The sequence below is a fragment of the Robertmurraya sp. genome (genome assembly GCF_036676585.1).
Classification (GTDB): Bacteria; Bacillota; Bacilli; order Bacillales; family Cytobacillaceae; genus Robertmurraya_A.
Window position 1 is genome coordinate 12,619 of record NZ_JAKFCQ010000075.1, and the last position, 26,760, is coordinate 39,378.

31 protein-coding genes and 1 pseudogene are annotated in these 26,760 nt (G+C 35.3%); 15 read left to right on the forward strand and 17 right to left on the reverse strand.

Going from position 1 to position 26,760, the window contains the following annotated elements; all coding sequences use genetic code 11:
* Nucleotides 1-97: 97 nt before the first annotated feature.
* Complete coding sequence (locus ACGLXV_RS10560; RefSeq protein WP_391558542.1) at nt 98-2,026, reverse strand: endonuclease MutS2; 1,929 nt, start codon at nt 2,024-2,026, stop codon at nt 98-100.
* A gap of 492 nt (nt 2,027-2,518) precedes the next feature.
* On the opposite strand from ACGLXV_RS10560, the gene ACGLXV_RS10565 reads away from it, so the two are divergent.
* The gene (locus ACGLXV_RS10565; protein ID WP_391558567.1) at nt 2,519-2,866 is read left to right on the forward strand and encodes a GtrA family protein; all 348 of its coding nucleotides are present in this window, start codon (nt 2,519-2,521) and stop codon (nt 2,864-2,866) included.
* A gap of 67 nt (nt 2,867-2,933) precedes the next feature.
* Here ACGLXV_RS10565 and ACGLXV_RS10570 read toward each other — a convergent pair whose 3' ends face one another.
* Entirely contained in the window at nt 2,934-3,473 is a 540-nt protein-coding gene (locus tag ACGLXV_RS10570; RefSeq protein WP_391558543.1) for a GNAT family N-acetyltransferase, read from the reverse strand.
* Nucleotides 3,474-3,621: 148 nt separating this feature from the next.
* On the opposite strand from ACGLXV_RS10570, the gene ACGLXV_RS10575 reads away from it, so the two are divergent.
* Both ACGLXV_RS10575 and ACGLXV_RS10580 read left to right on the forward strand, forming a co-directional pair.
* Nucleotides 3,622-4,092 (forward strand): hypothetical protein, encoded by a 471-nt coding sequence (locus ACGLXV_RS10575; protein WP_391558544.1) that lies wholly within the window; start codon nt 3,622-3,624, stop codon nt 4,090-4,092.
* Nucleotides 4,093-4,203: 111 nt separating this feature from the next.
* Nucleotides 4,204-5,028 carry a DUF2935 domain-containing protein gene (locus ACGLXV_RS10580; protein WP_391558545.1) on the forward strand — a complete coding sequence of 275 codons (825 nt, stop codon included), beginning with the start codon at nt 4,204-4,206 and terminating at the stop codon, nt 5,026-5,028.
* Nucleotides 5,029-5,076: 48 nt separating this feature from the next.
* On the opposite strand, the gene ACGLXV_RS10585 is transcribed toward ACGLXV_RS10580, so the two are convergent.
* The 5 genes and pseudogenes from ACGLXV_RS10585 to ACGLXV_RS10605 all read right to left on the reverse strand — a co-directional run.
* Nucleotides 5,077-5,913 carry a class I SAM-dependent methyltransferase gene (locus ACGLXV_RS10585; RefSeq protein ID WP_391558546.1) on the reverse strand — a complete coding sequence of 279 codons (837 nt, stop codon included), beginning with the start codon at nt 5,911-5,913 and terminating at the stop codon, nt 5,077-5,079.
* Between the two features lie 109 nt (nt 5,914-6,022).
* A complete protein-coding gene (locus tag ACGLXV_RS10590; protein WP_391558547.1) occupies nt 6,023-6,148 on the reverse strand; it encodes a hypothetical protein in 126 nt (41 codons plus the stop codon).
* Between the two features lie 13 nt (nt 6,149-6,161).
* Nucleotides 6,162-7,028, reverse strand: a complete 867-nt coding sequence (locus tag ACGLXV_RS10595; protein WP_391558568.1) for a permease — start codon at nt 7,026-7,028, stop codon at nt 6,162-6,164.
* A gap of 71 nt (nt 7,029-7,099) precedes the next feature.
* The gene (locus ACGLXV_RS10600; protein WP_391558548.1) at nt 7,100-7,546 is read right to left on the reverse strand and encodes a MarR family winged helix-turn-helix transcriptional regulator; all 447 of its coding nucleotides are present in this window, start codon (nt 7,544-7,546) and stop codon (nt 7,100-7,102) included.
* A gap of 208 nt (nt 7,547-7,754) precedes the next feature.
* A pseudogene (locus tag ACGLXV_RS10605) lies at nt 7,755-7,925 on the reverse strand (response regulator); the annotation flags it as partial.
* Nucleotides 7,926-8,151: 226 nt separating this feature from the next.
* Between ACGLXV_RS10605 and ACGLXV_RS10610 the strand changes: the two are divergent.
* From ACGLXV_RS10610 to ACGLXV_RS10620, 3 genes are all read left to right on the forward strand, one after another.
* A complete protein-coding gene (locus ACGLXV_RS10610; protein WP_391558549.1) occupies nt 8,152-8,568 on the forward strand; it encodes an SRPBCC family protein in 417 nt (138 codons plus the stop codon).
* Nucleotides 8,568-8,891, forward strand: a complete 324-nt coding sequence (locus tag ACGLXV_RS10615) for an ArsR/SmtB family transcription factor (protein ID WP_391558550.1) — start codon at nt 8,568-8,570, stop codon at nt 8,889-8,891. The genes ACGLXV_RS10610 and ACGLXV_RS10615 overlap by 1 nt, the downstream gene beginning before the upstream one ends.
* Before the next feature lie 199 nt (nt 8,892-9,090).
* Nucleotides 9,091-9,495: a hypothetical protein gene (locus ACGLXV_RS10620; RefSeq protein WP_391558551.1), complete on the forward strand. Its 405-nt coding sequence runs from the start codon at nt 9,091-9,093 to the stop codon at nt 9,493-9,495.
* 43 nt (nt 9,496-9,538) lie between these two features.
* On the opposite strand, the gene ACGLXV_RS10625 is transcribed toward ACGLXV_RS10620, so the two are convergent.
* Genes ACGLXV_RS10625 through ACGLXV_RS10635 form a run of 3 tightly spaced genes read right to left on the reverse strand, consistent with a single transcriptional unit; the run spans nt 9,539 to nt 11,902 of the window.
* Nucleotides 9,539-10,273, reverse strand: a complete 735-nt coding sequence (locus tag ACGLXV_RS10625) for a glycosyltransferase family 2 protein (protein ID WP_391558552.1) — start codon at nt 10,271-10,273, stop codon at nt 9,539-9,541.
* A complete protein-coding gene (locus ACGLXV_RS10630) occupies nt 10,263-11,066 on the reverse strand; it encodes a glycosyltransferase family 2 protein (RefSeq protein WP_391558553.1) in 804 nt (267 codons plus the stop codon). Before ACGLXV_RS10630 ends, ACGLXV_RS10625 begins: the two co-directional genes overlap by 11 nt.
* Before the next feature lie 47 nt (nt 11,067-11,113).
* Nucleotides 11,114-11,902, reverse strand: coding sequence for a glycosyltransferase family 2 protein (locus ACGLXV_RS10635; RefSeq protein ID WP_391558554.1), 789 nt, complete (start codon nt 11,900-11,902; stop codon nt 11,114-11,116).
* 266 nt (nt 11,903-12,168) lie between these two features.
* On the opposite strand from ACGLXV_RS10635, the gene ACGLXV_RS10640 reads away from it, so the two are divergent.
* From ACGLXV_RS10640 to ACGLXV_RS10670, 7 genes are all read left to right on the forward strand, one after another.
* Nucleotides 12,169-13,524 carry a glycosyltransferase family 4 protein gene (locus ACGLXV_RS10640; RefSeq protein ID WP_391558555.1) on the forward strand — a complete coding sequence of 452 codons (1,356 nt, stop codon included), beginning with the start codon at nt 12,169-12,171 and terminating at the stop codon, nt 13,522-13,524.
* Between the two features lie 20 nt (nt 13,525-13,544).
* Nucleotides 13,545-14,279 carry a GT-D fold domain-containing protein gene (locus ACGLXV_RS10645; RefSeq protein ID WP_391558556.1) on the forward strand — a complete coding sequence of 245 codons (735 nt, stop codon included), beginning with the start codon at nt 13,545-13,547 and terminating at the stop codon, nt 14,277-14,279.
* A gap of 36 nt (nt 14,280-14,315) precedes the next feature.
* Nucleotides 14,316-15,089: a GT-D fold domain-containing glycosyltransferase gene (locus ACGLXV_RS10650; RefSeq protein WP_391558557.1), complete on the forward strand. Its 774-nt coding sequence runs from the start codon at nt 14,316-14,318 to the stop codon at nt 15,087-15,089.
* Between the two features lie 136 nt (nt 15,090-15,225).
* Entirely contained in the window at nt 15,226-16,521 is a 1,296-nt protein-coding gene (locus tag ACGLXV_RS10655) for a nucleotide sugar dehydrogenase (RefSeq protein ID WP_391558558.1), read from the forward strand.
* Complete coding sequence (locus ACGLXV_RS10660) at nt 16,518-17,495, forward strand: NAD-dependent epimerase/dehydratase family protein (protein WP_391558559.1); 978 nt, start codon at nt 16,518-16,520, stop codon at nt 17,493-17,495. The genes ACGLXV_RS10655 and ACGLXV_RS10660 overlap by 4 nt, the downstream gene beginning before the upstream one ends.
* On the forward strand, nt 17,492-18,415 hold the full coding sequence (locus ACGLXV_RS10665) for an NAD-dependent epimerase/dehydratase family protein (protein ID WP_119707804.1): 924 nt from the start codon (nt 17,492-17,494) through the stop codon (nt 18,413-18,415). Before ACGLXV_RS10660 ends, ACGLXV_RS10665 begins: the two co-directional genes overlap by 4 nt.
* Nucleotides 18,416-18,458: 43 nt before the next feature.
* On the forward strand, nt 18,459-19,241 hold the full coding sequence (locus tag ACGLXV_RS10670) for a glycosyltransferase family 2 protein (RefSeq protein ID WP_391558560.1): 783 nt from the start codon (nt 18,459-18,461) through the stop codon (nt 19,239-19,241).
* A gap of 111 nt (nt 19,242-19,352) precedes the next feature.
* Here ACGLXV_RS10670 and ACGLXV_RS10675 read toward each other — a convergent pair whose 3' ends face one another.
* From ACGLXV_RS10675 to ACGLXV_RS10700, 6 genes are all read right to left on the reverse strand, one after another.
* Nucleotides 19,353-19,856, reverse strand: a complete 504-nt coding sequence (locus tag ACGLXV_RS10675; protein WP_391558561.1) for a P-loop NTPase family protein — start codon at nt 19,854-19,856, stop codon at nt 19,353-19,355.
* A gap of 150 nt (nt 19,857-20,006) precedes the next feature.
* Nucleotides 20,007-20,684 carry an NAD(P)H-dependent oxidoreductase gene (locus ACGLXV_RS10680; protein ID WP_391558562.1) on the reverse strand — a complete coding sequence of 226 codons (678 nt, stop codon included), beginning with the start codon at nt 20,682-20,684 and terminating at the stop codon, nt 20,007-20,009.
* Between the two features lie 158 nt (nt 20,685-20,842).
* Entirely contained in the window at nt 20,843-21,985 is a 1,143-nt protein-coding gene (locus tag ACGLXV_RS10685) for an MFS transporter (RefSeq protein WP_391558569.1), read from the reverse strand.
* 293 nt (nt 21,986-22,278) lie between these two features.
* Nucleotides 22,279-22,731 (reverse strand): hypothetical protein, encoded by a 453-nt coding sequence (locus tag ACGLXV_RS10690; RefSeq protein ID WP_391558563.1) that lies wholly within the window; start codon nt 22,729-22,731, stop codon nt 22,279-22,281.
* Nucleotides 22,732-22,755: 24 nt separating this feature from the next.
* Nucleotides 22,756-23,211: an alpha-helical endospore appendage domain-containing protein gene (locus ACGLXV_RS10695; RefSeq protein ID WP_391558564.1), complete on the reverse strand. Its 456-nt coding sequence runs from the start codon at nt 23,209-23,211 to the stop codon at nt 22,756-22,758.
* 136 nt (nt 23,212-23,347) lie between these two features.
* Nucleotides 23,348-24,196: a DUF7164 domain-containing protein gene (locus ACGLXV_RS10700; protein ID WP_391558565.1), complete on the reverse strand. Its 849-nt coding sequence runs from the start codon at nt 24,194-24,196 to the stop codon at nt 23,348-23,350.
* Nucleotides 24,197-24,530: 334 nt separating this feature from the next.
* On the opposite strand from ACGLXV_RS10700, the gene ACGLXV_RS10705 reads away from it, so the two are divergent.
* Nucleotides 24,531-24,962 (forward strand): alpha-helical endospore appendage domain-containing protein, encoded by a 432-nt coding sequence (locus ACGLXV_RS10705; RefSeq protein ID WP_240390720.1) that lies wholly within the window; start codon nt 24,531-24,533, stop codon nt 24,960-24,962.
* Nucleotides 24,963-25,293: 331 nt separating this feature from the next.
* Complete coding sequence (locus ACGLXV_RS10710) at nt 25,294-26,583, forward strand: glycosyltransferase (RefSeq protein WP_391558566.1); 1,290 nt, start codon at nt 25,294-25,296, stop codon at nt 26,581-26,583.
* A 96-nt stretch (nt 26,584-26,679) separates the two neighbouring features.
* Here ACGLXV_RS10710 and ACGLXV_RS10715 read toward each other — a convergent pair.
* The coding region (locus tag ACGLXV_RS10715; RefSeq protein WP_391558570.1) for an IS3 family transposase at nt 26,680-26,760 on the reverse strand (81 nt) is incomplete at its 5' end.

Genomic DNA, 26,760 nt, shown 5'->3' on the forward strand with positions numbered 1-26,760 from the left:
CATGACTAAGCATCTTTCCCTTTTCCTTTAAAAAAGAAGGCATAACGCAGCACTTTTCCAATTGCGTCGTCTTTTACCAAATCAGGAATAATCATGTTTAACTTTCGTGATTAATACTTTGTCCCTCCATATGTCTCTTTGATAACATTTTATCTAACTTTCGATTTTCTTTTGTTTGAAATATAATATCGAAATCATAATCTGGCGGATACAACTCACTTGCTTCAATATGAAGGGTTAAACGCTTATGGTTATACGACCCCTTTTCTCCTTTTATTTGAACAATGTAGTTCCCTTTTTCGTCTGGACCTTTATACACAATACCAAACACATTTTCAGGAGAGACGATGACATTATCACCCTGATTAAACTTTTGTACTGAAGGATTTGATACTTTCATTACTTTTTCTCTCGCTTGATATTTATTGATTATGATTTGCTTCTCGAGTTCTCTTTTTTCCTGAAGTGATACATGCGATTCTGGATACACCTTTTCTTCTTTATAGGTTATTTGATGAGCTCGTTCGATGATTTTCGGGTGAATGCCTAGCTTTAACGCAATCGCAAACGCTTGGCTCTCTCCTCCCTTTCCTATAATTAAACGATACGTAGGACGAAGAGTGTCTAAGTCAAATTCCATTGATCCGTTAATGAATCCTTCCTGGTGATCTGCAAACTCTTTGATTTCACTGTAATGAGTGGTTGCTAATAATGTCGCTCCCTTCTTATAGAGTTGCTCCAGGATTGCTGTTGCAAGCCCCATTCCTTCAGCGGGATCAGTTCCTGAACCTAACTCATCCAATAAAACTAACGTACGATCATTGGCTTCTTTTAAAATGTCAATAATATTTACGATTCGTGAACTAAAGGTACTTAGGTTTTCTAAAATACTCTGTCCATCCCCAATATCCACTAAGATATTTTGAAAAATACTCACTGAACTGCCTTCTGCAACCGGTAAGTGTAAACCCGCTTGGGCCATTAGTGTTAAGAGTCCGACGGTTTTTATGACAACCGTTTTCCCACCCGTGTTAGGACCTGTAATGACTAACGCATTTTCAGGTGCACCGAGCTTAAAGTATAATGGGACAACATTCTTACCTAATAAAGGATGTCTTGCTTCAATTAATTCAATAAAGTGTGATTCGTTTATGGATACACTTCTCCCATCGATTGCTCGGCTAAACTTTGCCTTGGCAAACAAAAAGTCATAGTGAACCATTGTTTCGACTGCCAATCGGATTTGCTGTTCTTTTCCTTCGACTAACCCGGTAAGATACATTAAAATCTTTTGAGTTTCTGCTTCTTCATCCATCTTTATCCAGGTAAGTTGGTCTTGGTAAGTGGTAACTTCTTCAGGCTCAATAAATAACGTCGATCCTGAAGCAGAAGTATCTAGAACCGTCCCTTTTACTTTTTGACGATATTCCTTTTTCACTGGTATCACGTATCTTCCATCTCTTTGACTGATAACACTTTCCTGCAAATAGGTTTTTAGTTTGGATGATCGGACGATTTGTTGAAGTTTTTCTTTTAATCGCTCCTCTTGTATTGCCAATTGTTTTCTAATTTTAAGTAATTCCTTACTTGCGTAATCGTCAACAACTCCGTTTCGGATACAGCGATTAATTTCCTCTGCCAATCCAGGCAATTCATCAATGGAGTAAATATAGCTTGTGACTCGAGGGGCCATAAACTCCTTATCTTTCATAAAGCGTCTCATTTTCCCACAGCAATCTAAAAATTCATGAAGCTTCATTAATATGTCAGCACGAAGAGCAACCCCTTTATTGATACTATTTAGTAAAGTATCAATTCCTTCTAGTCCGTGAACTGGTACACTTGAGCTCTTTTTCATGATCTCCACTGCTTCAGTTACCTCATCGATCCATGATTGGATTTGTATTAAATGTAAGGAAGGTGTGAGTTGTAACACTTTTTCTTTTCCTTGGTTGGTTAACGCATAATGGGCAATTTCCTCTTTAATCACTTCAAATTGCAATGTTTCAAACGTATGATTATTCAACTTTTTTTCCTCCTAAAAATAAAAATAGCCGCGTTGAACGAGTCAACGCGGCAAGTAAACAGAATCCTATTAAAAAGCATTCTGTTCAGACTATTTAACCAAAATAAAAAGCTGTTACACAGTGGTACACAGCTACACTCTCGGCTAAGGATAGTATGCTTGTTTTTGACCATTGTTCTTAACTACATTCGCGGCCATAGATAAATAAGCTTCCTAAAACCTTGAAATTTTCAAGGTTAGAAAACAAACCGGAATGCTCGTATCCAATTGATTGGATTAGTTAAGAACGACACCTAACATAAAACATACTCCCTTATCAAAATATAATGGGTTGCATTTCCATTGTATAGTATATCCAATTACTATGTAAATAGTTAATGATTATAGAAAAAATATTTTCAATACGCATCGTACATGATATAAAAGAACTAACAGCCATTTAGAAAGGATGCCTATATGCTTGTTAGGAAACCCATTGTTCAAAAATTTATGATGTATAGCTTAGTTGGCTGCATCTGCACTTGTATCTATTTTCTTTCAATGTTTATATTGGTAGAGCGAATAGGTAAGGAGCCTATAATCTCTTCCATTATTTCTTTTGTTATCATGACTCTTTTTTCTTTCATTCTTAATATGAAGTTTACTTTTGGCGGTGAGTTTTCAAAGCAGAAATTAGTGCGTTTCTTCATCGTAGCCTCTATCGGATTCACATTGAATTTTGTCATCATGTATACACTCGTCCAGGTACTCTCCTTTCATTATTTAATCGGAGAAATAGCTACCACGCTGACGATTCCACTCGTAAACTTTTTCTTGAATCATTATTGGACTTTTAAATAGTTCTTCACTATCACAGTTCTATCAATCCCCTGTCAGCACACATAACCGACAGGGGTTTATAATCCACTCAATCCAGTGGGTTTATAATCGCTAATACTTGATGGTCTTCCCATTTTCCGTTGATTCTTACATTTTTCCTAGCGATTCCCTCTTTTTCAAAGCCCACTTTTTCCAACACTCGTATGGAGGCGATATTATGCGGCATGACTCCCGCTTCTATGCGGTGTAGCTTTAACTCTTCGAATCCGAATGTTACCAAGAGCTTGGCCGCTTCTGTTGTATAGCCTTTGCCGTTATGCTTCTTATCTAAGAAATATCCGATGTACGCACTTTGGAGAGACCCTCGGAGCACTTGAAAAAGTTGCATTGTACCAATAAGAGCCCCTGTTGATGGTAGAAAAATTCCGAAATAATAATCTGTATCCTTCTCAGCTGCAGAGATTTTTCTTTCGATTAAGTTTTGTTGTCCCGAAATCGTATAAAAGTCACTTGGACGTTCCATCGCAAATGCTTCAAAAAAGGATCGATTGCGCACCTGAAAGTCTAGACATTCCTCCGCATCATCAAGCGTAAGCGGTCTTATAAATATGGAATTTCCTTTAATCATAAACCGTTCCATCCTCCCCCTATTCAATCTTTCCTAGTTTTTACTATACCATTTTTTGTATATTATTTTTCAAATTTTTTCTAAATGAAACACATACGTTTCCATTTCTTGTGCCACACTAAATTATTATAAGTGAAGAAGGATGCTGATGGCGTTGAAGAAATTTAATTTGTATATAGCTCTTCTTTTTATACTACCTTGGTTGTCAGTCCCTTTGATTGGCGGAAAGACAGTAAAAAGGTTTCTTCCGGGTGCCAGTTTTATCTCACTCTATCTCATAATCGAAGGAATGGTTGCACAGAGAAGAAAATGGTGGTGGTTTCCATCTAATATCAAACCAAATGTACTTAATGAATTACCACTCATTCTTGGACCATTTTTCGTTGGTTCCATTTGGATATTAAAATACACTTTCGGAAAATTTAAATTATATTTTATTATAAATATAATTGTTGATTCATTATTTACATATGGAATGATGCGAGGGTTTCGTAAAATGGGATATGTTACTCTGGTACGATTAAATAGATTTCAACTGTCTAGTATTTTCTTACTTAAAACAATGGCTATGTACGGTTTTCAAGTCATATACGAAAAATATGTAACACGTTATAGGTAGGTCCAACCCGGGTGCTTTCCCGGGTTTTTTCATTTGGGAATTAATCGTTCTTACCCTTTCTCGTTACTCATAAACTGTAATACTTGAGTTTATTTTGTAGGGGGTATGAACATGAGCTATGAACCCATTTCGGTTTTTGAAGAACATGCTTTTTGGCTTGAAGTATTAGAAGATCACGCCCACTTTATTCACGATTTCTTATCTCCTAGTGAAGTCGAGTATGTAAACACGGCAAAGCAATATATCCAATTATTTCGCGGCTTGCTTTCAAAACTATCTAGCCTCCCACCGGCAGGATCAGTTTCATCCTCTGAAATGATCACATTCGCAAGAGAAATCTATCCGATTGCCAATGGGTATTTTCATTTTGAGGGTCATCTTCAGCGCCTACGCATTGAAAATAAAGTGAACTTGAATTTAACTCCAACCTATTTAAATGGAACACTAGGGGAAAACCAAGAATATTTACGAATGCTAAGGTTTTATGTAAACGGGCAAACCCCTCCCATACTCCCACTTGTAGACTTAATGGATTTATGGCTTGAAGACCAAGCGGGGCATGCGGCCTTACTCGCTCGAGCACTTGATGGAGTTGAACTGGCACTAGTAACACAAACAAGAGAATACATGCAAATATTCCAGTCGTTCATTGTGAAAAACGAGGCTATTAAAGGGTATTTACGATTTACGCCAGAAGGCTTTCCGATACAACTCCAATTTGCAAGAGATGTCGTGATCGCTGTTATCGGATTTACCAGTTTAGTAGAAAAAATGGTCCAGTTATACAAAGATGAGGAAGTATTAAATCAGTCCACATTACGTTTTCTTGAACATCATTTTCCTGAAGCTTGTTATTTCTTAAAAAAGCTGTCGTACTATGTCCCTGATATAACTTATCCTACTTGCTCGCTATCAAAACCATCCTTTCGATCGTAATAAAGTCAGCTCCTATTCAACCAATTGAAAAGGAGCTGACTATTAATTTTACTCCCCCACCAATGTAAACACATTCAATGGTTTGATTTTTCTACCCTTTACAGCCTCCTCCAATAAAGAAAGTTCTGTACGAAGTAGAGAACTCATTTTCCTTGGCATTTCCAAAGAATCGAATTCCGTTTCAAAGGCATGCAAGGTTTGTTGAACCTCCCATTCAGCATCCTGGAGATTCGGGGAATATATCGAGACCTCATCCATCACTGTCCAACCTCCCTCTTTAAAAGCATGTTCGATATCCTTTCGGGAAAGCAGTGTACGAATGTTACTTATGCTAACTTCTTTAAAACACTCGTACTGCGCCTGAATCAAAGCGGCTAAAAAATGTGGTACTTGTTCCGCTTGCTCCACTCTCGTATCCCATTCTGCAAAGCACAGCTTTTTCCCCAAAGGTCTAACTTTCTTCAATATATCAATCAATACATCGAGCGAGCTCATATACCAGCTACAATGGGAAATAACAATAGCATCAAATTCTTCAACTTTAAAGTTTGCAGATAATATATCGAACTCAAAATCTACTTTTACTTGCTTGCCTAATTTTGATTTTTTTAAATACGCCATGGAATCACCTAGCGTGATCGGTGAACCATAACTAGGTGAGGCTAGATCTACTCCATGAACCCGACCTTTCTCACCTACCATATACGCTAATACGGCCGTTGTGTCTCCTTGACCACAACCAATTTCAAGAACACGCTCCCCTTCTTTAATCCCCCAAATTTCTGCCAATTTCAAACGATGTTCTGTTTGTATTTTTTGTATTTCTTTGTAAAAAGTGCTTGTTGCCATGCAAGAAACGATAAAGTCTAGGGAATGTTCACTCATGTTATTTCCCTCCTTGATTAGTATTCTACCGATATTCTAGGTGCATAAAGATAAGTCCTTTATTTAATACCAAGAAAAAACCTCCTATTATCTAGGAGGCAGAAAGTTTTTATTTTTTCTCGTCTCTTTTTTCCTCTTCTTCTTTACAACATGACTCAAATTCAACTTTTTCAACAATTTTTACCTCACAGCAAGTTTGATCCTTTTTTCCAAATAAGCTTTTTAATACGTTCATCTTTACATTCCTCCTATATTAAATAAAATAAAAAACCAGATAAAGTGGACATCAACATTACGGATGCGATAAACGCTGCAACAAGCTTTTTTCGAAAAATACTATTCAGTAGGGTCAATTCTGGCAAGCTTGCACCTGCCGAGCTAATCATTAACGCCATGACTGGGCCGAGTGCCATCCCCTTCAATATCATGACTTGTGAAATAGGAATCATTGTAGAAAGTCGGATATATAAGGGAATTCCAATGATCGCAGCAATCGGTACTAACCACCAGTCGTCAGTTCCCATGTAAGTGGTGATCCATTCGGTCGGTACAAGCCCGTGAATCACTGCCCCAATAGCAGCACCAATTAGCAAGAATGGATAAACCGTCTTCATGAGCTGAAGGGTTTCTAATAACGCACCTTTCCAGTCTAGTTTTTTATTCGGATCTTTAAATCCAGTCATAATGACATTTTTCACCTGATTCTCAAAACCAAGTTTTTCTAGGCTGAATCCGATCGCTACTGATAAAATGCTTGTTAACAATGTGTAAACAATTGCTACCTTCCAACCGAGTGTAGCTGTCATTAACGTCAAAATTGTTGGATCTAAAACGGGAGATGCAAATAAAAAGATCATGACCGTACCAAAGCGCACCTTTTTATTTAATAAATTCACCACAACCGGAATGGTCGAGCAAGAGCAAAAAGGAGTGACGAAGGCAAACACAAGGGCAATCAATGCACTAACTAGCGCGTGGCTACGCTCCATCATTTTCTCCATTTTTTCATATGGGATATAGCCTTGTAGGACGTTAATTAAAAAAGAAATCCCTACAAATAAGACGGTTAATTCTAGTGCAATACTAAAAAAACTCTTTACTAATTCTTCCACAATTCTCCACCTCGTTTTATTTGTAAAATGCAAGTATATTTTATTAAAAAATATAAGCAAGATAGTTTACCTGCTTATATGTACGGCTTGCAACATACCGAGGATTTAGACATGGCCTCATTTAATAATTTAACGGATCGAATCACTGTATCTTTTTCAAATTCATTCATATGAGAAAATATTTCTTGCAAGTATTGGTTCATTTCCTTATCAATTGAGGTAGAAACAAACTTTCCTTCTGTTGTTAGGGATAACACATATACTCTTTTGTCTTCAGGCAACTGTTGCTTTTTTACTAATCCCATCTTTGTTAAGGTCTGTATCTGCCGACTAAATGTTGTCACATCGATCCCTAGTGAGTCAGCGACTTGCTGAACACTCGGATTGTTTTGCTTATCGATTTCGTGGATGATATGACTCTGGACGAGGGAAATTTCCATTCCTCCTACTAAGCAACAGTTTTTATTTAACATGCCAAATCTTCTTGTTAACACCTGGAATAAATCACGTAAGTTTTCCAATATTTTCACCTCTCTTTATTTATATCACATTATTTGCAAAATGCAACTAATTATTTTTAAAAAAGAAGTTTAACACTTTCAACCGTTTTGATTTTTGATCGATAATGTCAATATAAGATTTTCGTTCCTCCAAAGATACCTCGGTGTTTTTTAATAGCTCCGTATAATTAATGAAATCTTAAAGAAGCCTTTCATGACCGTAGTTGGACATCATAATATCTAAAATAATGAGGTGAATTTCTTGTTTTTTCAAGATTTGTAGTGCTTCCATCCCATCACAAGCTTTAATAACTATTACCCCTTCATTCTTCAAATAAATTTCTATAGCATCACGTATTTCTTTTTCATCGTCCACCACAAGCACATTGTACGAATTCATACTCCCCCTACTTTCTAGCAGCTTTCTTCTCTTTTTATAGTAAACGGTAAATCTTAACATTCGACCATTAAAAATCTTAAGAATTTCTTAACTCTTTCTTTATTTTAAACGATTTGGAAATTATAAGAGTACTTAATAGAAGATAGTTGACAAGAAACCAAAAGGTTTCGTATAATCTCAACAGGAAACCTTTTGGTTACATATCATTTTAAAAGGATGGGGAAAAATGAAGGTTCAAAATATTCGAAAAACAACAGTGTTTCAAGCACCAATTCAAAAAGTATGGAATGCAGTAGCAACTGCAGAGGGAATATCTTCTTGGTTTATGCCAAATGACTTTCAACAAGAAGTTGGTAGTGAGTTTACCATTCAGTCTCCGTTTGGTCCGAGTCCATGCAAAGTGTTAGAGCTAGAACCGCCACACCGCCTCGTATTTTCATGGGGAACAGATGGATGGGTGGTTACATTTGAGTTAAAAGAGTTAGAAGAGCAGACAGAGTTTACCCTTGTTCATTCTGGCTGGGGAGACACAGAGGAAGTTATTCCATTGGCTAATGAAACACATCAAGTTATTCGCGATCGCATGAATGGCGGATGGGGACCTCTTGTTGACGTGAAGCTACGCGGGGTTGTTGAGGCGTAATGTCCGCTGTCCAAAAACACGATGTTTTTCAGGCAATTGCTGACCCAACAAGAAGAAAAATATTAATGCTTCTCGCCAAGCAAGATTTATCAGTAACTGCGATCAGTGATCAATTTCCGATCACTCGAACAGCGGTATCTAAACATCTCCGAATATTATCTGAGTCCAATCTAGTCGGTATGACTAAGGCAGGAAGAGAAAAAATCTACAAGCTTCACCCAGAAACCTTTACAGAAATCAAAGACTGGTTAAGCTATTTTGACCAATTCTGGGATAATAAGTTTTCAATGCTTAAATATCTTGTTGAAGAACAGGAAAAGTAGCAAAAAAAAGAGTACATGTGCATGTATGCATGTACTCTTTTTTGTGTTCAAAAGTTCATTAAATTAAATCACTTTCATACCGTAAAATGAATATACATTCGATAGTTCCCAAGATTAACCCAATTTCTGGGGAGTAGCCCTGACATTTTTGATTTTGTATGAATATAGTACAAATATAATAGTGAGGAAGGTGAAAAATATGGGTTTCAAAAAGAAAAAACCTTATAAAGTTGATGTTGATTTTGATATGAAAAAATGTCATGAAGATGATAAAGATAAACCTTGTAAATTAGAAATCGAGGTTGAAGTTGAAGTTGATATAAAAGATCATAGCCATAAACATAAGGATAAATGTAAAGAAAAACATGAATGCGACTGTAAAAATGACTGCTTATGTAAACTTTTACAGAAGTTTGAAGGCCAAGAGGTTTCAATAAAGACAAAATCAGGGGATTTTATCGAAGGAATATTAAAAGAAGTGAAAGATTGCTGCGTGAAAATCATTGAACCTGGTATGCTTTCTCCAAAAGTAAATGAAAGATTAACAGTAATTCGTTGTAAAGATATTGAAAGCTTCTCAGTTGAGTTGCTAACTGATATATAAAATCAAAAGTTAGGCTCATAATAGATGGGCCTAACTTTTTTTATTATGAAGGGCTGATTTGAGTAAGTAAATTTTCAAATTCACTTCCTTTCGAAACCAGTCGACTTCTTTTTTTCAAAAAATAATCTTTAACGTCTGAATTATGATAATGAGAATATGGGTAACGAATGTATGCAAAATGTTGTCTAGTTGTAGAATACATCGAAATATCTTTTTTTAAACATTCTTGCTGGAATTTGGAATCTTCACCTAAGTTCAGGCTAGGAAATGTAACTTGTTTGAATACATCTTTGTTAATTACGAGTGATGCTCCGGCTAAGAAATCCTTTGTGTAGTAATGTTTTTTGGGATAGATAAAACGTTGTTCATTATTACAATTATATAAGTATAAGCTCTTTTCTTGATGAAAATAAATATAGAACGTGGACTTACCAACTACCATAGCTTTCGTATTTTTGATCACATTCATTGCTTCATTCATATAATATGGACCATAAAAATCATCATCATCGAATTTGGCTATCGTTTTATACCTTGAATGTTCAACACCATAATTCAAACAATCCCCTAAACTAGTATATTGAGGTAGTTGAACAATAATAATGTTTCTGTCTAAAAACGCTCGTTTTTTCCACTTATCAGCATCAATACTATCATTATTTAATATTATTATTAGTTCTTTTTCCTTATAATCTTGTTTTTGAAAATTATCAAATACATTCTCCATAAATTCATCTCTTACTGTGCAAGTAATAATTGAAACCACTCTATTTTTCACCGTCTTTTTCTTTTAATCGCTCTACAACAATCCAACCATCATCAATGATTTTAAAGATAGGTTCATACCTATCTCCCCATCGTTTTAAAGCCTGTCTAATTACCCATTTCATTTTATCTGCAACAATTTCAATATTTGTGGTAGACATTTCCGTATGCTGACGATAATAATACAAAGATTTGTCAGTATAATGAAATTGATATTTTTCTATAAGATGTAACATTACTGGTAAATCTTCAATATATCTTCCCCCATAAGGATCGTCCGTAGGCCATCCACCTAATTCTTTTACAGCAGAGGTTCGATAAAACCGCGGACAAATAAATGTATCTGGATATCCAAGTACAAAATGATATCGGTCTTTGATTTGTTGCCCCTTCTTTATAACCTCTCTTGAAATAGTACCTTTTTTATCTTGAAAAACTGCCGTAATATTTCCATGTACAACTGCGTAAGTATCTGGAAGACTCCTAGCCTCATTCACAAGAATGTTTAATGCGTCCGGATGCAGCCAATCATCACTATCTAATGTCATAACAAAAGGTGTATCGACTATATCCAACCCCTTATTTAAACTTTTTGATTGACCTTCGTTTGTATGAGATTTGATAAGAGATATTCTGGAATCATTCAAAAAAGGAGCGACGCTTTGAACAGATTGATCCGTTGAACCATCATCGATTAAAATCATTTTCCAATTATGATAAGTTTGCTTACAAACACTTTCTAATGCATAACATAGATACTGTTCACGATTATAGAATGGTACTAATACCGTGACTTCTGGTAACATCGGAAACACCTCCATGAAATGAATAGCCATCCTAAAAACATCCATTTTCACATAAGATCAACAAGATAATTCCATCCATCTTCATCATAATAAAAGACAGGCTCGAGTTCATATCCCCACCTATCCAGAGCATCCCTAATTGCCCATTCACGAATTTCTGCAGTTCTTTTCCGTTGTTTATTTGACAAATTGTTTTCGTGCTCCCGACATTTGTAAAGACATTGATCAATCCAGTGAAATCGGTATCTATCTATCAATCTTAACAATAAACGTAAATCATCAATTCCATGGCAACCCTCATATGGATCATCAATTGGCCAACCACCTATTTCCTTTAACACATTTGTACGACAAAATCGCGGCCATACGACCTGATTAGCAAAAAGGAATTCAATTTTATCAGAAAAGGCTTTTCCTTTCCGTTCAATAACCCTTTTAATTCGCCCTTGTCTATCCTCAACGACCATCTGTAAATTCCCACTTACAATAGCCACATCATTAGGCTGATTTTCAAACTCTTCTATTAATACCTGTAGCGTGTTAGGAAATAACCAATCATCACTGTCTAATTCTAGTATATATGGTGTATCAACAAGCGATAATGCTCTATTTAGGCTTTTTGATTTACCCAAGTTTTTATGATTTTTTATTTTCTGAATTCTCGGATCACTTAAAAGATCGTTAATCGTTTCTAGACTCCTATCTGTTGAACCATCATCAATCAAAATTAATTTCCAATCTTTATACGTTTGAGCAAATACAGTTTCTAATGTTTCCCTTAAATAATCCTGACGATTATAAAAAGGAATTAAAATAGTGACTTGACTAACGGTCATCAAAAACCCTCCTAATGTAGTTACTCCTAGTTTATTTAAATCAAGATCAACTTGTGAGTGTTAAAAAGTACGATAGGAACAAAAAGTCTTAAAATCGAAAGAATGTTAGTTCCCCCCACTTTCAAACTACATAGAATAAAAATGAAAAGTTGTAGGATATTCGTTATATTAAAGGATTCCTTATATTCAATATCGTTCCAGCTATTTAGAGACAACATCATTACGATTACAGCCTAAGAAACTAGTAAAAAGGAAGGGAGTGACTTATGAAAATATTATTGGCATACGGATCATATTTACCATTAACAGGAGGAGTATGGACCTATGTTAAGCAACTTACAAAAGGCTTAGAAGGTCAAGGTCATGATGTTGATATTTTAGCTCTCCATCCTGATGATAACTGTTACTATCTTCTAAAAAAAGGAACATCCTTCAATAAGAATCCTTTAGAAAGAACAATATATAAGAAACTAAAAGAATATTTCGAAAAAAAGACCTTTGGGATAGATGATTGGATCATTAGAAAAGAAAGTAAGCGTCATAGTCTAGAGATAGCTGCTTTTCATCTAGGTATAAGTACGTATGATCTAATTCACGCTCAAGATGTTGTGACAGCACATGCCTTATCCCGGGTTAAATCTATTACTACACCATTGGTTTGTACTATTCACTCATCAATGATTCAAGAAATCTTTCTAGCAGAAATAAAAAAAAATCCTCAAATTACGAATAGTCAACGATGGAAGTATATTTCACAATTAGAAACCCTTGGTCCAAATTCATCCGATCTCTCCATACTCCCTTCAAATTGGTTGAAGGATCAGATGGAGCATTACTCGATACAATCTGAGATGACGGTTATTCCTTATGGAATTGATATTCCAGATTTTCAAAGGCAGCAAACAAAACTTACAGATATCATAATTCCAGAAGAAAAAAAAATAATCGCATGCTCAGCAAGGCTTGTTTTTGAAAAGGGACAATTTTCATTACTGCAGGCATTGGAAAAACTAAAGAAAGTTCGCAACGATTGGATTTGTTTATTTATTGGGGACTCGTATAAATGGGATGACTTTGGGGACTTTCTTAAGACTGAAGTTAAAAGAAAAAACCTTTCAAATAATGTGATCTTTTTAGGAAAAAGAGACGATGTTCCTGCATTATTGACGAGTGTGGATGTTTTTGTACTCCCTAGTTTGCTTGAAAATTTACCTTTTGTAATTATTGAAGCTCAGATTGCTGGTAAACCAATCGTCGCTTCTGATGCTGGCGGAGTTCCTGAAATGATAGAACATGGAGAAACAGGTTTGCTTTACCCTCGAGATAACAGTGACGAACTATGCGATCGCTTAGAAAAAATCCTTTCAGATGGTAAATTACGAAAAAATTTAGCAGAAAAAGCAAAAAATTTCGGCTTAACTGCTTGGCATCATACAAAAATGATCGATTCAACTCTTGAGGTATATAACAAAGTAAGAACCTTCCCGAACGATCATAGGTCCATAGAAGAAGGTCCATTAGTCAAAGATAACCTTGGAATATTGAAAAAACATTCACTAAAAATGCCCAGAAATTACCACATCCCTGATTCTTCCACAATAAATGCACTTTTAGATAAATAGTTACACTTTGGAGTGATTACATGGAATCAAATAAATTTGAGTTTGAACAACATTTTTTGAGCTTACAAGATGTATTACAAATGATGAAGGACGCTATTCATAATAAAAAACCTTTTTCGTTAGCTCGATTTGGTCATGCTGAGATTTATTATTCATTATGGCCAACGTCAACAGCATACCAAGAAGGACTAGACTATTGCGCACATTACAATGGAGCAACTGCTGAACCAGAAAAGATTAAAGAATTGGTGATTGGGGCTCTATTATCTACGCAAGTTGTTGGGCTTCTTTCAAAAGAAGAACATGACTTTTTTCACAGAGAAACACTTAGGCTTTTAACATCATTAGATTACGAACCAAAGTATGTGTGTTCCCCCTTTATCACACATCCTATGTCAAAGGATATGGATTTCTGGGACACATTACGTCCTTTAAAAATTGTATTAGTGGGGAGAAGGTCGCTTGAAGCAAAACCACTGTTTGAAAAAATGGGTGTAAACATTGTAGAAACGAAACAACTAGAAGGAATCAATCAGATAAATACACTCCAAAACGAGCTAGTCAGCAAGAAAGCTGAATGGGATATTGCTATTTTAGCTGCTGGAGTACCAGCAACAATCTTAACTGATAAGCTCGCCAAAGCTACAAATAATGTCGTTGTTGATTTTGGCCATGCATTAGATGTCATGATTGACGGAGAAGCTTTTGATTTTGATAAACTTGTTGAGGAGTATCGGGATAACATGATTGAGTAAAGCTTATTCAATCATGTTTTTGAAAGGGAGGTAAAAATGGGGAATTCTATCCAACTAACCAGTAGTGAACTTATGGATAAAATCATCGACGCCTTAAACAGGAAACAACCACTATCAATTGTATCTGTAGGTTATACAGAATCATTTGTCATGGCACAGTATGCGATTTTATCTGAAGAAGAAATCTTGAATGACCCAGAAACAATTGTAGCCAATTCAAATCGCAACTTAGACAGAGGACATTTTCACCGAGGACTAATTTTCCCAAATATACAAGCTCGTGATGTGACTGTTGAAGCCGTTAAAAAGGCTAACATTATTGGTCTAAACTTAAATATTCCTACAGCCGGAAACTTAACAAAAAGGGTTTTTGATTATTATAAGATTTCTCCTGACTATGTTTTTGAGGCATATATTAGACGTGTTATCATGTTCTCTCAACAAAGTAAATTCCACCAAATGCTTGCAGGAAAGAAAATCTTAATCATCTGTAATTATGCAGATGAGGTCAAAAAATCACTTGAAAAAAATTTAATGAAAAAGTTAGGTTTCAATGTTGTAGGAGCCATAAAAATAAAACAGTTTTCTGATATACCCGGAGTAAAAAACGAAATTGATTCCTATGATTTTGATCTTTGTCTTCTTGCAGCAGGTACGAATGCAATAATTCTAGGTTCATATATAGCTAACGAAAGAGGAAAGGTTGCATTTGACCTTGGTCAAGGAATGGAATCATTAATAACAGGTGAAATTGAAGGTGAGTATTGGCTTGATGAAGAAATAGGGCTTAAGAAGTTAATGGATATGTAAATCATAACCAATATTCTATATATAACTCTAATTCGAGCAATAATCAAATGAAGATAAGGTATGTGCCTAATGCAGTAGCTCAACTTCAACATATGATTCATCGTATGATTATTAGAATAGAAAGGAATGTGTATGTTTGCAAGATTTTGAAGTTACTCAACCTACTGTTACTATAATCGGACTTGGCTTTGTCGGCCTCCCATTAGCAATAAAATTAGTAGAAAAAAACCTGAATGTAATTGGAATCGATGTAGATAAAAGAAAGATATCCCAATTATTAAATGGCGAGAGCTATATACCTGATATATCTAGTTCTCAGCTTCAAGGTGCATTGAAAAGTAAACAATTTAGTGTATCCAGCGATTATCGCAATATTACCACTACAAATGCAGTCATTATCTGTGTTCCTACACCTCTTACTACCCATCAAACCCCAGATTTAAGTTATGTAACTGCCGCAGCTAACTCTATAACCCCTTATTTACAAGAAAATCAACTTGTCGTTTTAGAAAGTTCTACTTACCCTGGGACAACTCGCGAAGTAATATTACCTATACTTGAGAATAGCGGTAAAAAAGTAGGTGAAAATATTTATTTAGGCTACTCGCCAGAACGTATTGACCCAGGTAACCAAACCATACCAATCGATGAGGTTCCTAAGATAATCAGCGGTATTACAAGTGGTTGCTTAGAAAAAATGTTAGACCTTTATAAAATGATTTATATAAATGTAGTACCTGTTTCTTCAACAGAAACAGCAGAAATAACAAAACTATTAGAGAACACCTATCGATTTATCAATATCTCTTTTATCAATGAATTTGCAACAATCTGCGATAGTCTCGGCGTAGATGTTTGGGAAGTAATTGATGCAGCAAAAACAAAGCCATATGGATTTACAGCCTTTTATCCTGGTCCTGGAATCGGTGGTCATTGTATTCCTGTCGATCCATTTTACCTTCAATGGAAAATCTCTAATTATGAAATGTCCAGTTTATTTATTACTGCTGCCAGTACGATTAATAAAACCATTCTGCAACATATAATAGCAAAAATAAAAGAGATTCTTCAAAAGCCAATGAATGAATCATCTATATTATTATATGGAATGACTTATAAAAAAGATATCAGTGATATTCGCGATTCACAATCAGTTGAACTTTTTAAGTGCCTTCTCGATATAAACCGAAGTGTACTTTATCACGATCCTTATGTTCCTACGATAAAAATTGATAGTAAAATTTTCAATAGCACACCTTTAACACAAGAAACACTTGGACAAGTGGATTGTGTCGTTATCCTAACAGACCACTCAGAAATACCATTAGATACTATTCTTGAACACTCTTCTTTAGTATTTGACACAAGAAATGTTGTCAAGGATCAAATGGGAAATGCAACAATAATAAAACTTGGTGGTGGTCGTCCATGAATATTTTAGTTACTGGTGGCGCTGGTTTTATAGGTTCTCACCTTTGCGAAAGGTTAACAAATATGGGGCATCATCTTACTGTGATTGATAACCTATCAAATGGAAGAAAATCTTTCCTTGCAACCCTTCCACCTTCAAAGATTCAATTTATTGAAGGTTCCGTAATGGATCGTCCCCTATTACAGAAGACACTGAAAGATTGTGATTTAGTCTTTCACCTTGCTGCAACACTCGGTGTAAAAAACACTGTTGAAGATCCTTTAAAAATTATTCATGGAAATATCGATGGAACCCGCAACGTACTTGAACTAGCCTATGAAAAAAATGTAAAAGTCGTATTTGCTTCTACATCTGAAGTGTATGGAAAAAATCCAATTTTACCGTTTACTGAGGATTCTGACCGAATACTTGGTTCAGCACAAACAAGTAGATGGTGTTATGCAACTGCAAAATCATTAGACGAACATATGTGTTTTGCGTATGGAAAGAAAGGGTTACCTATATCAATCGGAAGATACTTTAACGCTTATGGTCCAAGACAAACATCTTCTCAATATGGAGGCGTAATCCCTAAATTCATTGTAGCTGCACTAAAAAATGAACCCATTACTGTATTTGGTGACGGTAATCAAACAAGATGTTTCACCTTTATTAGTGATATGATCGATGGTACTGTCGCATGTATGTACCCAAAAGCAAATAACGAAGTCTTTAATATCGGAACGACTGAACAAATTACGATAAATTCATTAGCTCAGATGATTAAGGACATAACAAATTCCAACTCAGATATTATTCATATCCCATACGAACGTGCATATGGATTAGGATATGAAGATACACCCGATCGGTTACCTGATATAAGCAAAGCAGCTAGTACACTTGGTTTCAATCCAAAAGTTTCTTTAGAAAATGGACTTAAACAAACGATTTCATATTATCAAACTGTATTGGGAATAAGTGATTCCGAATGAAAGTACTAGTAACTGGTGGTTGTGGATTTATTGGGTCACATACAGTTGAGGAATTAATAAAAAAAAACTATGAGGTCATTGTTATTGACAATTTAAGTACTGGCAATAAAACGTGGCTTCCAAAGAACATTAAACTATATGAAACTGACATATTATCTACAAAGATTATAGATATTTTCCAACTTGAACAACCCGATTTTGTGATCCACCTTGCAGCGAATGTAGATGTGGCAACATCAATGGAAAATCCATTAATGGATGCTACCAACAACATCCTTTCTACTATTAAATTATTACAATGTTGTAAACTATTCGGAGTTAAAAAATTCATTTATGCTTCGTCATGTGCAGTCTATGGGGAAACTGGAGATTGTAGCATTCATGAAGATTTTCCAATAAAACCTTTATCATATTATGGCATTTCCAAGTACACTCCAGAGTTATATATCAAACAATTCTCAGAACATAATGATTTATCCTATACAATCTTACGATATGCAAATGTATATGGACCTAGGCAAACTCCAAAGGGAGAAGGAGGCGTCATATCAATCTTTTACTCTAAGCTTTTTCAACATCAAAGACCTACAATTTATGGAGATGGAAAACAAACGAGAGATTTCATTTTTGTAAAGGATGTGGCAAAAGCGAATGTTCTGGCACTCACACGGGCAAATAAAGAAGTGATTAACATCAGCTGTAATAGTAAAACAAGTATCAATACCCTATATAACTACATTAAAGAAGTGATACCCGTAGATATCGAGCCTTTTTATTCCCCTACAAGATCAGGAGATATTCTTTATAGCCAACTAAATAATCAAAAAGCCATTACATTGTTATCTTGGTCCCCCCTGTCGAATCTAAAAGAAGGTTTAGAAATAACTTCTAGTTACTATAAAAACTTGTTTAAAGATTAAGGTGTCAGGCATAGCGCCTGACACCTAAAAGAAGGTGAAAGATTTGAGCCAAGTCACGGTGATGATTCCTTTTTTTAACCCCGGAAATTACGTAAAAGAAGCAATAGAATCCATCGTTTCGCAAACTTTCGATAGATGGAACCTACTTTTAATCAATGATGCATCCACTGATAACAGCTTATCAATCATTGAATCTTATTTAGGTAACGAAAAAATAAACCTATTACATAATCAAAAAAATATCGGCCAATCTAAATCACTAAATTTTGGACTAAACTTTGTATATACTTCTTATGTTATCACACTAGATGCAGATGATTGGTTTCCACAAAATACTCTTGAAGTTTTCGTAGATGAGATGGAAAACAACTCAAGTAAAGTAGCTGTCTTGGGAGGAAATCTTAACATAGTGACACAAAGGAGAAACCATATTAAATCTAAAATAGTCAAAGGTAGAGGATTTTCAAATCAATATGATTTTCTATTATCAAACCAATCCGTTTGGCCTAGATTTTATCGGACAAATACACTAAAAAGTATTGGAGGATGGCCAGTAGATGATCCTTGGGACGGTCGTTATGCGGAAGATATTCGAATTCTTTCTCGTCTGTTAGAAAATAATTATCAAATTGGTTGGGTAAATGATACATTGTTGTATCATAGAAGACATCAACATAACCAAACAAATAATTTAACTGTGTACGGTGAGGTATATGAATGGATTGTCCGCGATAACTTATATCGCTGGGGTAATAAATTTAAACCTGAGTTTATCGAGTATGAAAACGGATGGAAGCATCTTAAACAATTAATTCCTATAAGATAAGGCTCCTTTCTTCGAACGGAGCCTTCAAAATATTACTAAGTTCTATGCATTCCTCCCTCTATTTGTTTCATAATTGGTCAATATTTAGTGAATTGCCCTCGTGTAGTTTACCTAATTGAAATAGGAGCTAATTTCTTCCTCTGTTTTTAAAACAACTACTTTTTTCCCCATTGACTCGTATTGTTTCAGTCTTTCTTTCATTTTTTCTTTCCTAGCAAAATAGGTGAATATAATAAATTTGATAAATTTCCAATCTAACTTCTCTTTGCAGCCGATCGTCATATCTGGCCTCGTATGTCCAATGTTTGTAAGGAATCGCTTCACTACTCGGTAAAGACAAGTACGTAAGGGGAGTTCTAAATAAATAACTGTATCGCAGCTGGATTCTCTGATATGAATTGTTTTTGTGTAATTTCCTTCAATGATCCACGTTTCTTTCTCCACAAGCTTTCTTTGAGCTTCAAAAAATTCTTCATTTGAAGCCTCGATCCAACCTGATTTCCAGAAGTAAGTATCTAGATGATAAACGGGGATATGTAGCTTCTGTCCAAGCTTCCTAGCAAACGTCGATTTCCCAACACCAGCTGATACCCCAATCACCATGACTCGATTCATTTTTTCCTCACCTCTTTATATGTAATATTTTTCTATTTTCTCACAACAAACAATTTTCCACATCATGATTCCTGGATTTCCTATAATCTTATTGTCAAAAAAATGGAGAAAGAACACAATGGTTCTTTCTCCATTTCATATATACACATTCTACTCAATCCACTGAACGATATCCTTCATGTCTTTTCTAATTTTTGGTCGAGGTTCCTTCTCTCTATAACCAAACGCTACCATAACAGAAACAGCCAAATGTCCATCTTCGAGTAAGTTTTCCTCTTCCAGAATCTTTTGTACTTGATCAAAACTAAATCCTTCAATCGGACAGGAATCAATTCCAATTAAAGCCGCTGCTGTCATCATATTTGCTAAAGCAATATACGTTTGCTTTCCAGCCCAGTCCAACATCGTTCTTTCATTATCCAATAAGTGAAGATCGTCTTCCTGAAAGGTTTTATACCTTTCTAAAATTTTCCCAAAAAGCTCTTCAGGAAATTTTTTAACCTCTAGCATTTGATGTCTAACATACTCTGAATCATATTTCGTATCTTTAATGGTTCTAGCTAAAATCACAACAAAATGGCTAGCTGTTGGAAGCTGGCCTTGTGCTCCCCAGGACACTTCCCTTAATTTTTCTCTTAAGGCAGCATTCTGAACAACAACAAATTTCCATGGTTCATATCCAACAGAGCTTGGCGATAATCTCCCTGCTTCAAGTATATACTGAAAGTCCTCATCGCTGATTTTTTTGGAAGCATCGAAGGATTTTGTCGCATGTCTAAAAAGAAAGGCCTCTAAAACTTCTTCTCTTTTTTTCGAATGATCTGTCATGTGTATCGTCTCCTAAAAGTTTGTGATGTATTGATCATAGTATATTCCTTACGTGATGGGAAGTAAACTGATTGATATGGTTTATTATAAAGAACACTACTATTTTAAGTAAAAAGAAAAACCTGTATCCATTTATTTAGGAACAGGTTACGTAGAATTTACGTTAATTCAATTTGTTTTGTCTCTCTGCCAAATAACGCTAAGACTACCACACCCACAACGATACTAATACAGAATATCGTAAAAATAAATCCGATAGAATAGCCTGCAGCAACCAGAGATCCTACTAGTAATGGACCAAGAATTCCACCCACACGGCCGATCGAAGCGGCCATCCCAGAGCCTGTCCCACGAATTACAGCTGGATATTGTTCTGGAGTGTAAGCATATAATGCCCCCCATGCACCTAGATTAAAGAACGATAATAGAATTCCCGCTGTCATTAAGACGGCAGTCGTTTCGGCATTTCCGAACACTAGTGCCGAAGCTGCTGTTCCTAATAAATATGTAACTAATACAAATTTACGACCTAGTTTTTCAATTAGCCATGCAGCTGTAAAGTAACCTGGTAATTGAGCCAAGGTCATGATTAGCACATATTCAAAGCTCTTGATCATGCTAAAACCCTTCATGACCATCACACTCGGTAACCATAAAAACATACCGTAATAAGAGAATACAACGGTAAACCAAACAACCCATAATACAAAGGTAGAACGTGAATAATCTTTTGACCATACGTCTTGGATATTTTGAAGCACCGTTCTTTTTTCTACCTTCTTTTTTGAGAAAGCTGGTGAATCTGGTAATTTTAATCGTAAATATAGCGCATAAAGCGCTGGAATTGCACTAATAATCAAGGCAATTTTCCAACCATAGGATGGTATAACAAAGTACGAAATAAGTGCAGATAATAGCCATCCGAATGCCCAAAAGCTTTCAAGTAGTACAACAACACGTCCACGCTCTTTAGCTGGTACACTTTCAGAAACAAGTGTTGAGGCAACAGGTAATTCTCCTCCCAACCCCATTCCTACAAAGAAGCGCAAAACGAGAAAAGCTGCTAAAGTGGTAGTAAAGGCTGAAGCTCCGCTCGCTAATGAGAATAATAGAAGTGTAATAATAAAAATATTCTTTCTTCCAATTCGATCAGCCCAAATACCAAATACGAGTGCTCCAACAGCCATCCCTATTGAGTTCACACTTCCAATCCAACCCATTTGTTTAGGCGTTAATCCCCAATCAGCATTTAGAGCTGCAATAATGAAAGAAAGCATCCCGACATCCATCGCATCAAACATCCAACCAAGACCTGCAATGCCGAGTAATTTCTTTTGTGAAATTGTTTTATTTTCCAACTATGTAACCCTCCTTCTGTCTTGACATCTGTCATTACTAGATAACTATAGTCCTCGTTATAAAAAAAAACAAGTAAAATCACATTACTTGTTGCTCTTAATTTTCTCTTATTGTTAGCTTTGTTTCCCTTTTTCATTCGAGGGGGAACAATGCTCCCACTTCCTTAAGATTCGATTCACCATAGTTCCCCCTTTTCATACTCCCTTATTTCCAATATTAAAACTTCGCTTATTATTTAAACGAAGTCGGATCTCCACAATAATTTAATGTTATTTTCATCTTTATGGTACTTAATAAATTTTTTCAGTTCACTGAGTTCACGAAGAATAATACTTGTTAATTCCGAAATAACCTTTCGAAAATAAGGAGATGAATGTAACTTGCCAGAAAATATATAGACACTCTCATAATAATTCTCGAATTTATTAATAACATCGATTTGAAGTGAACAATGATATTCGTTTAATTGTAAATAATCAAATCTGCGTATTAATAATCGGATATATTCATATGATGCACTTAGAATCTGATAGATTGTTTGTATGAGTACCGTGTCACAAAACTCATTCTCATTCATTGCCTTCAACATATTTAATAAAGATGTTTGATACAAAAAAATAGAATCTAACATTTTAATACTTGATTCCGGGTTGTATACATTTATTGAGGTATTGGTGTCGCCTAACATACCTATCACCTTACTTATTAAAATCTATTCCTCACAATCGAAATAATCATCCTTGACTAGATGATGTTTACAATGGCATTCGTGCTTACCACATTGTAAACAACGTTTATTTTTACATTTACACTCATCGGGACAACAACAATGTTTATGATGTTTATGATGGTCATGATGTTTTTTGAAACATTTAAATCTACTAGCGAATTCAAGTACGTCTTGTAGTTTGTTTAATAATAACCATTCCTTCATAACGACTGTTTCCAATAATCTCCCCGCAGATTTATTAAACAAAAGAATTTCTTCATTGGAAGGACAGGTAGGGAAATCCAAGCACTCCCCTACAAACGCCTGTATTTTTTCTGCCTCGGCATTCATAATGTGTGACAATGCAATTTCTTCTAATGCAATGGATTCAAGTAAATCAATGACAACTTCTTTTTTATCGGGACGGTGAGGTTCTTTTGGAATGGATGGCATACTCATAGATTAGGATCCTCCTTTTGGTCTTTCTAATTTCTCTTTTAATTTATGGTTTTTTATCCACCTATGTGACGTCTTTCCAAGCCCGTTTATCTTTTATTAACAGCTAATTTCTTTAAAAGTTTTTCTATCACTCGACTCACAGAAGCCAGGGCATTTCCTTTTTCGCCTTTAATCCAATATAAAGACAATAATCTTTTACAATTGTAAGATCTAAATCATCCATGAGAATGTTGTCATATTGTCCTGCTTCATATTGGAATTTTGAGAATCTTTCATTTGTATGCCAACAGTGAATATGAGGATGTTTCAGTATGTCAGATCCTGAACTTGACGGATAGTCTAATTTTTCACCATCTATAATAACTTTTTCCACATAATGGTTTACTGCAATTTCTGAGCTGTACATAGAGGTCACACCAGAATACCAACCTGGCCACTGTCCAGGACCATCTATAAACTCATTATTCAAAATATGTTTGGCAACCCTTACAGTTTCCTTACATACTTCCCTTACTAATGGTCCATAACCATAATGCGTTGAACCGATGTTATGGACTCCCCTATGTTTGAGTCCTAGTTTGTTAGCAATTCTATGGAGCCTGTCCTTTGTGTCCTCATTATTAACGTAGCCACCCCTGCCACCGGTATAAAACATTGGATAATAGTTGTTCCATGCTGGTGTTAAAAAGGTATCGGCGTCAGTTCTCAGAACTAAATCATAGTGATCTAAAAAATTCGAACATTCATTAGCCAAACAGCTGATTGAATTAATATAGTGATAATTTTTCCATTCACTTTGATAACTTATTGGCTTATATAATACTTTTATACAATCATCTGGTACTTTTTTAAGTGCTTGGGAAGTCCCGAAAACAACCATATCAGTGTCATTTGTTTCAATATATTTAAAAGATGTGTATAAGCAGCCAAACTGAAGCATCAAGTGAGGTTTATCTTCAAGAAAAACAACTAAAGCCCTTTTCATAACTTCACCTATTCTCTTTATAAAATGAGGAATACATTTATAAACTATTCTCTACTATTGTATGGCAACTATAAATTTATGTTCCTTTTGAATCGTAAGTTCAACTACCCAATCTTATTAATTAAAAAATGTAAATAATTATAGATTTATACGATACAAGCCCGATCCATATTACAAGGGAGGAATAAACTAAAAAGAAATGAAGGAAGGAGGGATATCCTATAGACTTTATAGGAAATAAATTTTTGAAGATCTTATAAATGTCCAAGCAAACCAAGGAAAATCTAAATACTCTACTATTGTAAAAATAAAAATAAAGGAGATGTAAATTTAAATGTCTTTTCCAAACACACCTTCCAATGGGATCAACCCAATTGATGGTCTTGATTCTGAACAAGTGGTTCTCTTACTACTAGCTTCAATTGCATTTGAAGAACTTGGTTTAGCACACCTAATTAATGCAGAAGCCGAAAAGGTTCAAGGAGCATTAGGTACCCTAGTAGATGATGGAGGAACACAAGTTAACCCCAATATTGTTGCAGGAAGCCTTGCCGAGTTGTTACAAGTTAACCGTGAAGTAGAAGGAATGTTGAAAACCATTATTAAAAAAGAAATGTTACTTCAATTCAAATTTGAAAATATTCTTGATTTTATTTCAACATCAACTACTACTACCACTACCACAAGTACTACCACTACTACTAGTACTACTCAAACCGCTACAAGTACCACTGGACTAGATGCATTTGCAAATATATGGAATTAATCAATGAATCTTGTGTTTCTAAACCAAATTCACAAGAACACTCGCATTACTAAATATAATAGAAAGTGTAATAGAAAACTTATGTCTTATCTATTTGTTAAGGAAACATCCTTTCTTTTCTGGAAACCGATGAGCAATTATCAATAAGGAGGCATTGAGGTATTCCAATCTACATTGGCTATACCTCTTTTTAGTGGGACAAACGAATAAGGAAAAAAATCAAACTTGAAGAGAAATATTAGAATTAATTCATGCCTTTATTAGTTATCACAAGAATCGTATTAACCGTATATATTATTATGTCTTATTTCACCAGGGAGGTATGAAATAAATGAAAATAGCTCTACTTACCATGTTTAATGGACTAAATAGCACCTACTCATTGGTTAATGTTGTGGCAGAACAACTTCGCATGATATTGGATGCAGGTATGAAAGTAAAAGTACTCGTAAGTGAGAGTTGCCCTCTTGAGGAGCGATTTGGTGTTTTTTTGGATGAACGGATTGAATGGGTAAAAGTGATCAATCAATTAGATGGTCAACAAATACATTGGAAGGACTACTCCCAACCAAGCGGGGAAGTACATGAAACCTTTTTTAAAGAAACGGATGTCATTGCAGAAGACTTGGTGGATAAATTACAAGATGTTGATGTTTGTATCATGCATGATATACATTATCAAGGCTGGCACTTAGTTCACAACGTGGCCATACGTAAGGCTCAGGAAACATTGCCAAAAGTGAAATTTATTGCCTTTACCCATTCAGCTCCTGTGAATCGTCCGAATAATCCTAAATGGCCCTTTTCTGCCCGTTATACCCCCATGCCAAATACCCTGTATGTGTACCCAACTCAATCGGGTATTTCAGCATTGGCTAAACAGTATAATGTACCTGAAGGAAGATGCAGGGTGGTAAATAATAGTTTAGATATTTTAAGTTTTGCTAGTAATGAAATTCAGATTCTATCAAAAGAAATTGATTTACTTAGTCCCGATGTGTTAATCGTATATCCCGGACGTTTAACACTAGCAAAAAAATTCGAAAAGGTAGCTATGTTAGGAGGGGCAATAAAAAAGCACTGGGAAAAAAGCGTTTCAGTGGTATTTTGTGATTTTCCAAGCAGTGATATTCCAAGTAATACCTATAAAGCACTAATCCGTGCTCAAGGTGCCACTTATGGGCTGGCAAATCAAGATATTATTTTCACTTCTGATTTAAAGGAATTTAAGTCTGGTTTCCCAAGGAACGCTGTTTTAGAACTATTTAGTCTATCTAATCTTTTTATATGTCCATCGTTCTCTGAATCGTTTGGTTTAACCGTTATAGAAGCAGCTAGCAAAGGCAATTGCCTGGTTTTAAATGAAAGAGTTCCTGCATTAGAAGAATTAGGAAAAAACCTTAATGCTTATTTTATAAAGTGGGATGCGAGAAATTTTGGATTTGATACGAAGGAAACATATAATCCATCAGAGGAAAGTTATTTAAAAGAACATGCTAGGGTCATTGTAAATATGATGAGGGAAAATCCAGTGATAAAAGCAAAAACACTCGCCCGACAGCGATACAGCCCTAAATGGGTGTGGGATAACCAATTAGAACCATTGATTAGCTATTTCTAACTAATGCAAAGGCACTTAATCTATTAGATGAACAATGAAATAAGAGACTATTAGAAACTAAAATGTACCCTTTGTAAAGGACATTCTTAAAAAAGACTATGCTACATTGAGAAGATGATTCCTATATTCAATAGGGGTCATCTTCTTTAAATCCCATTGGTATCTATAGTTGTTGTA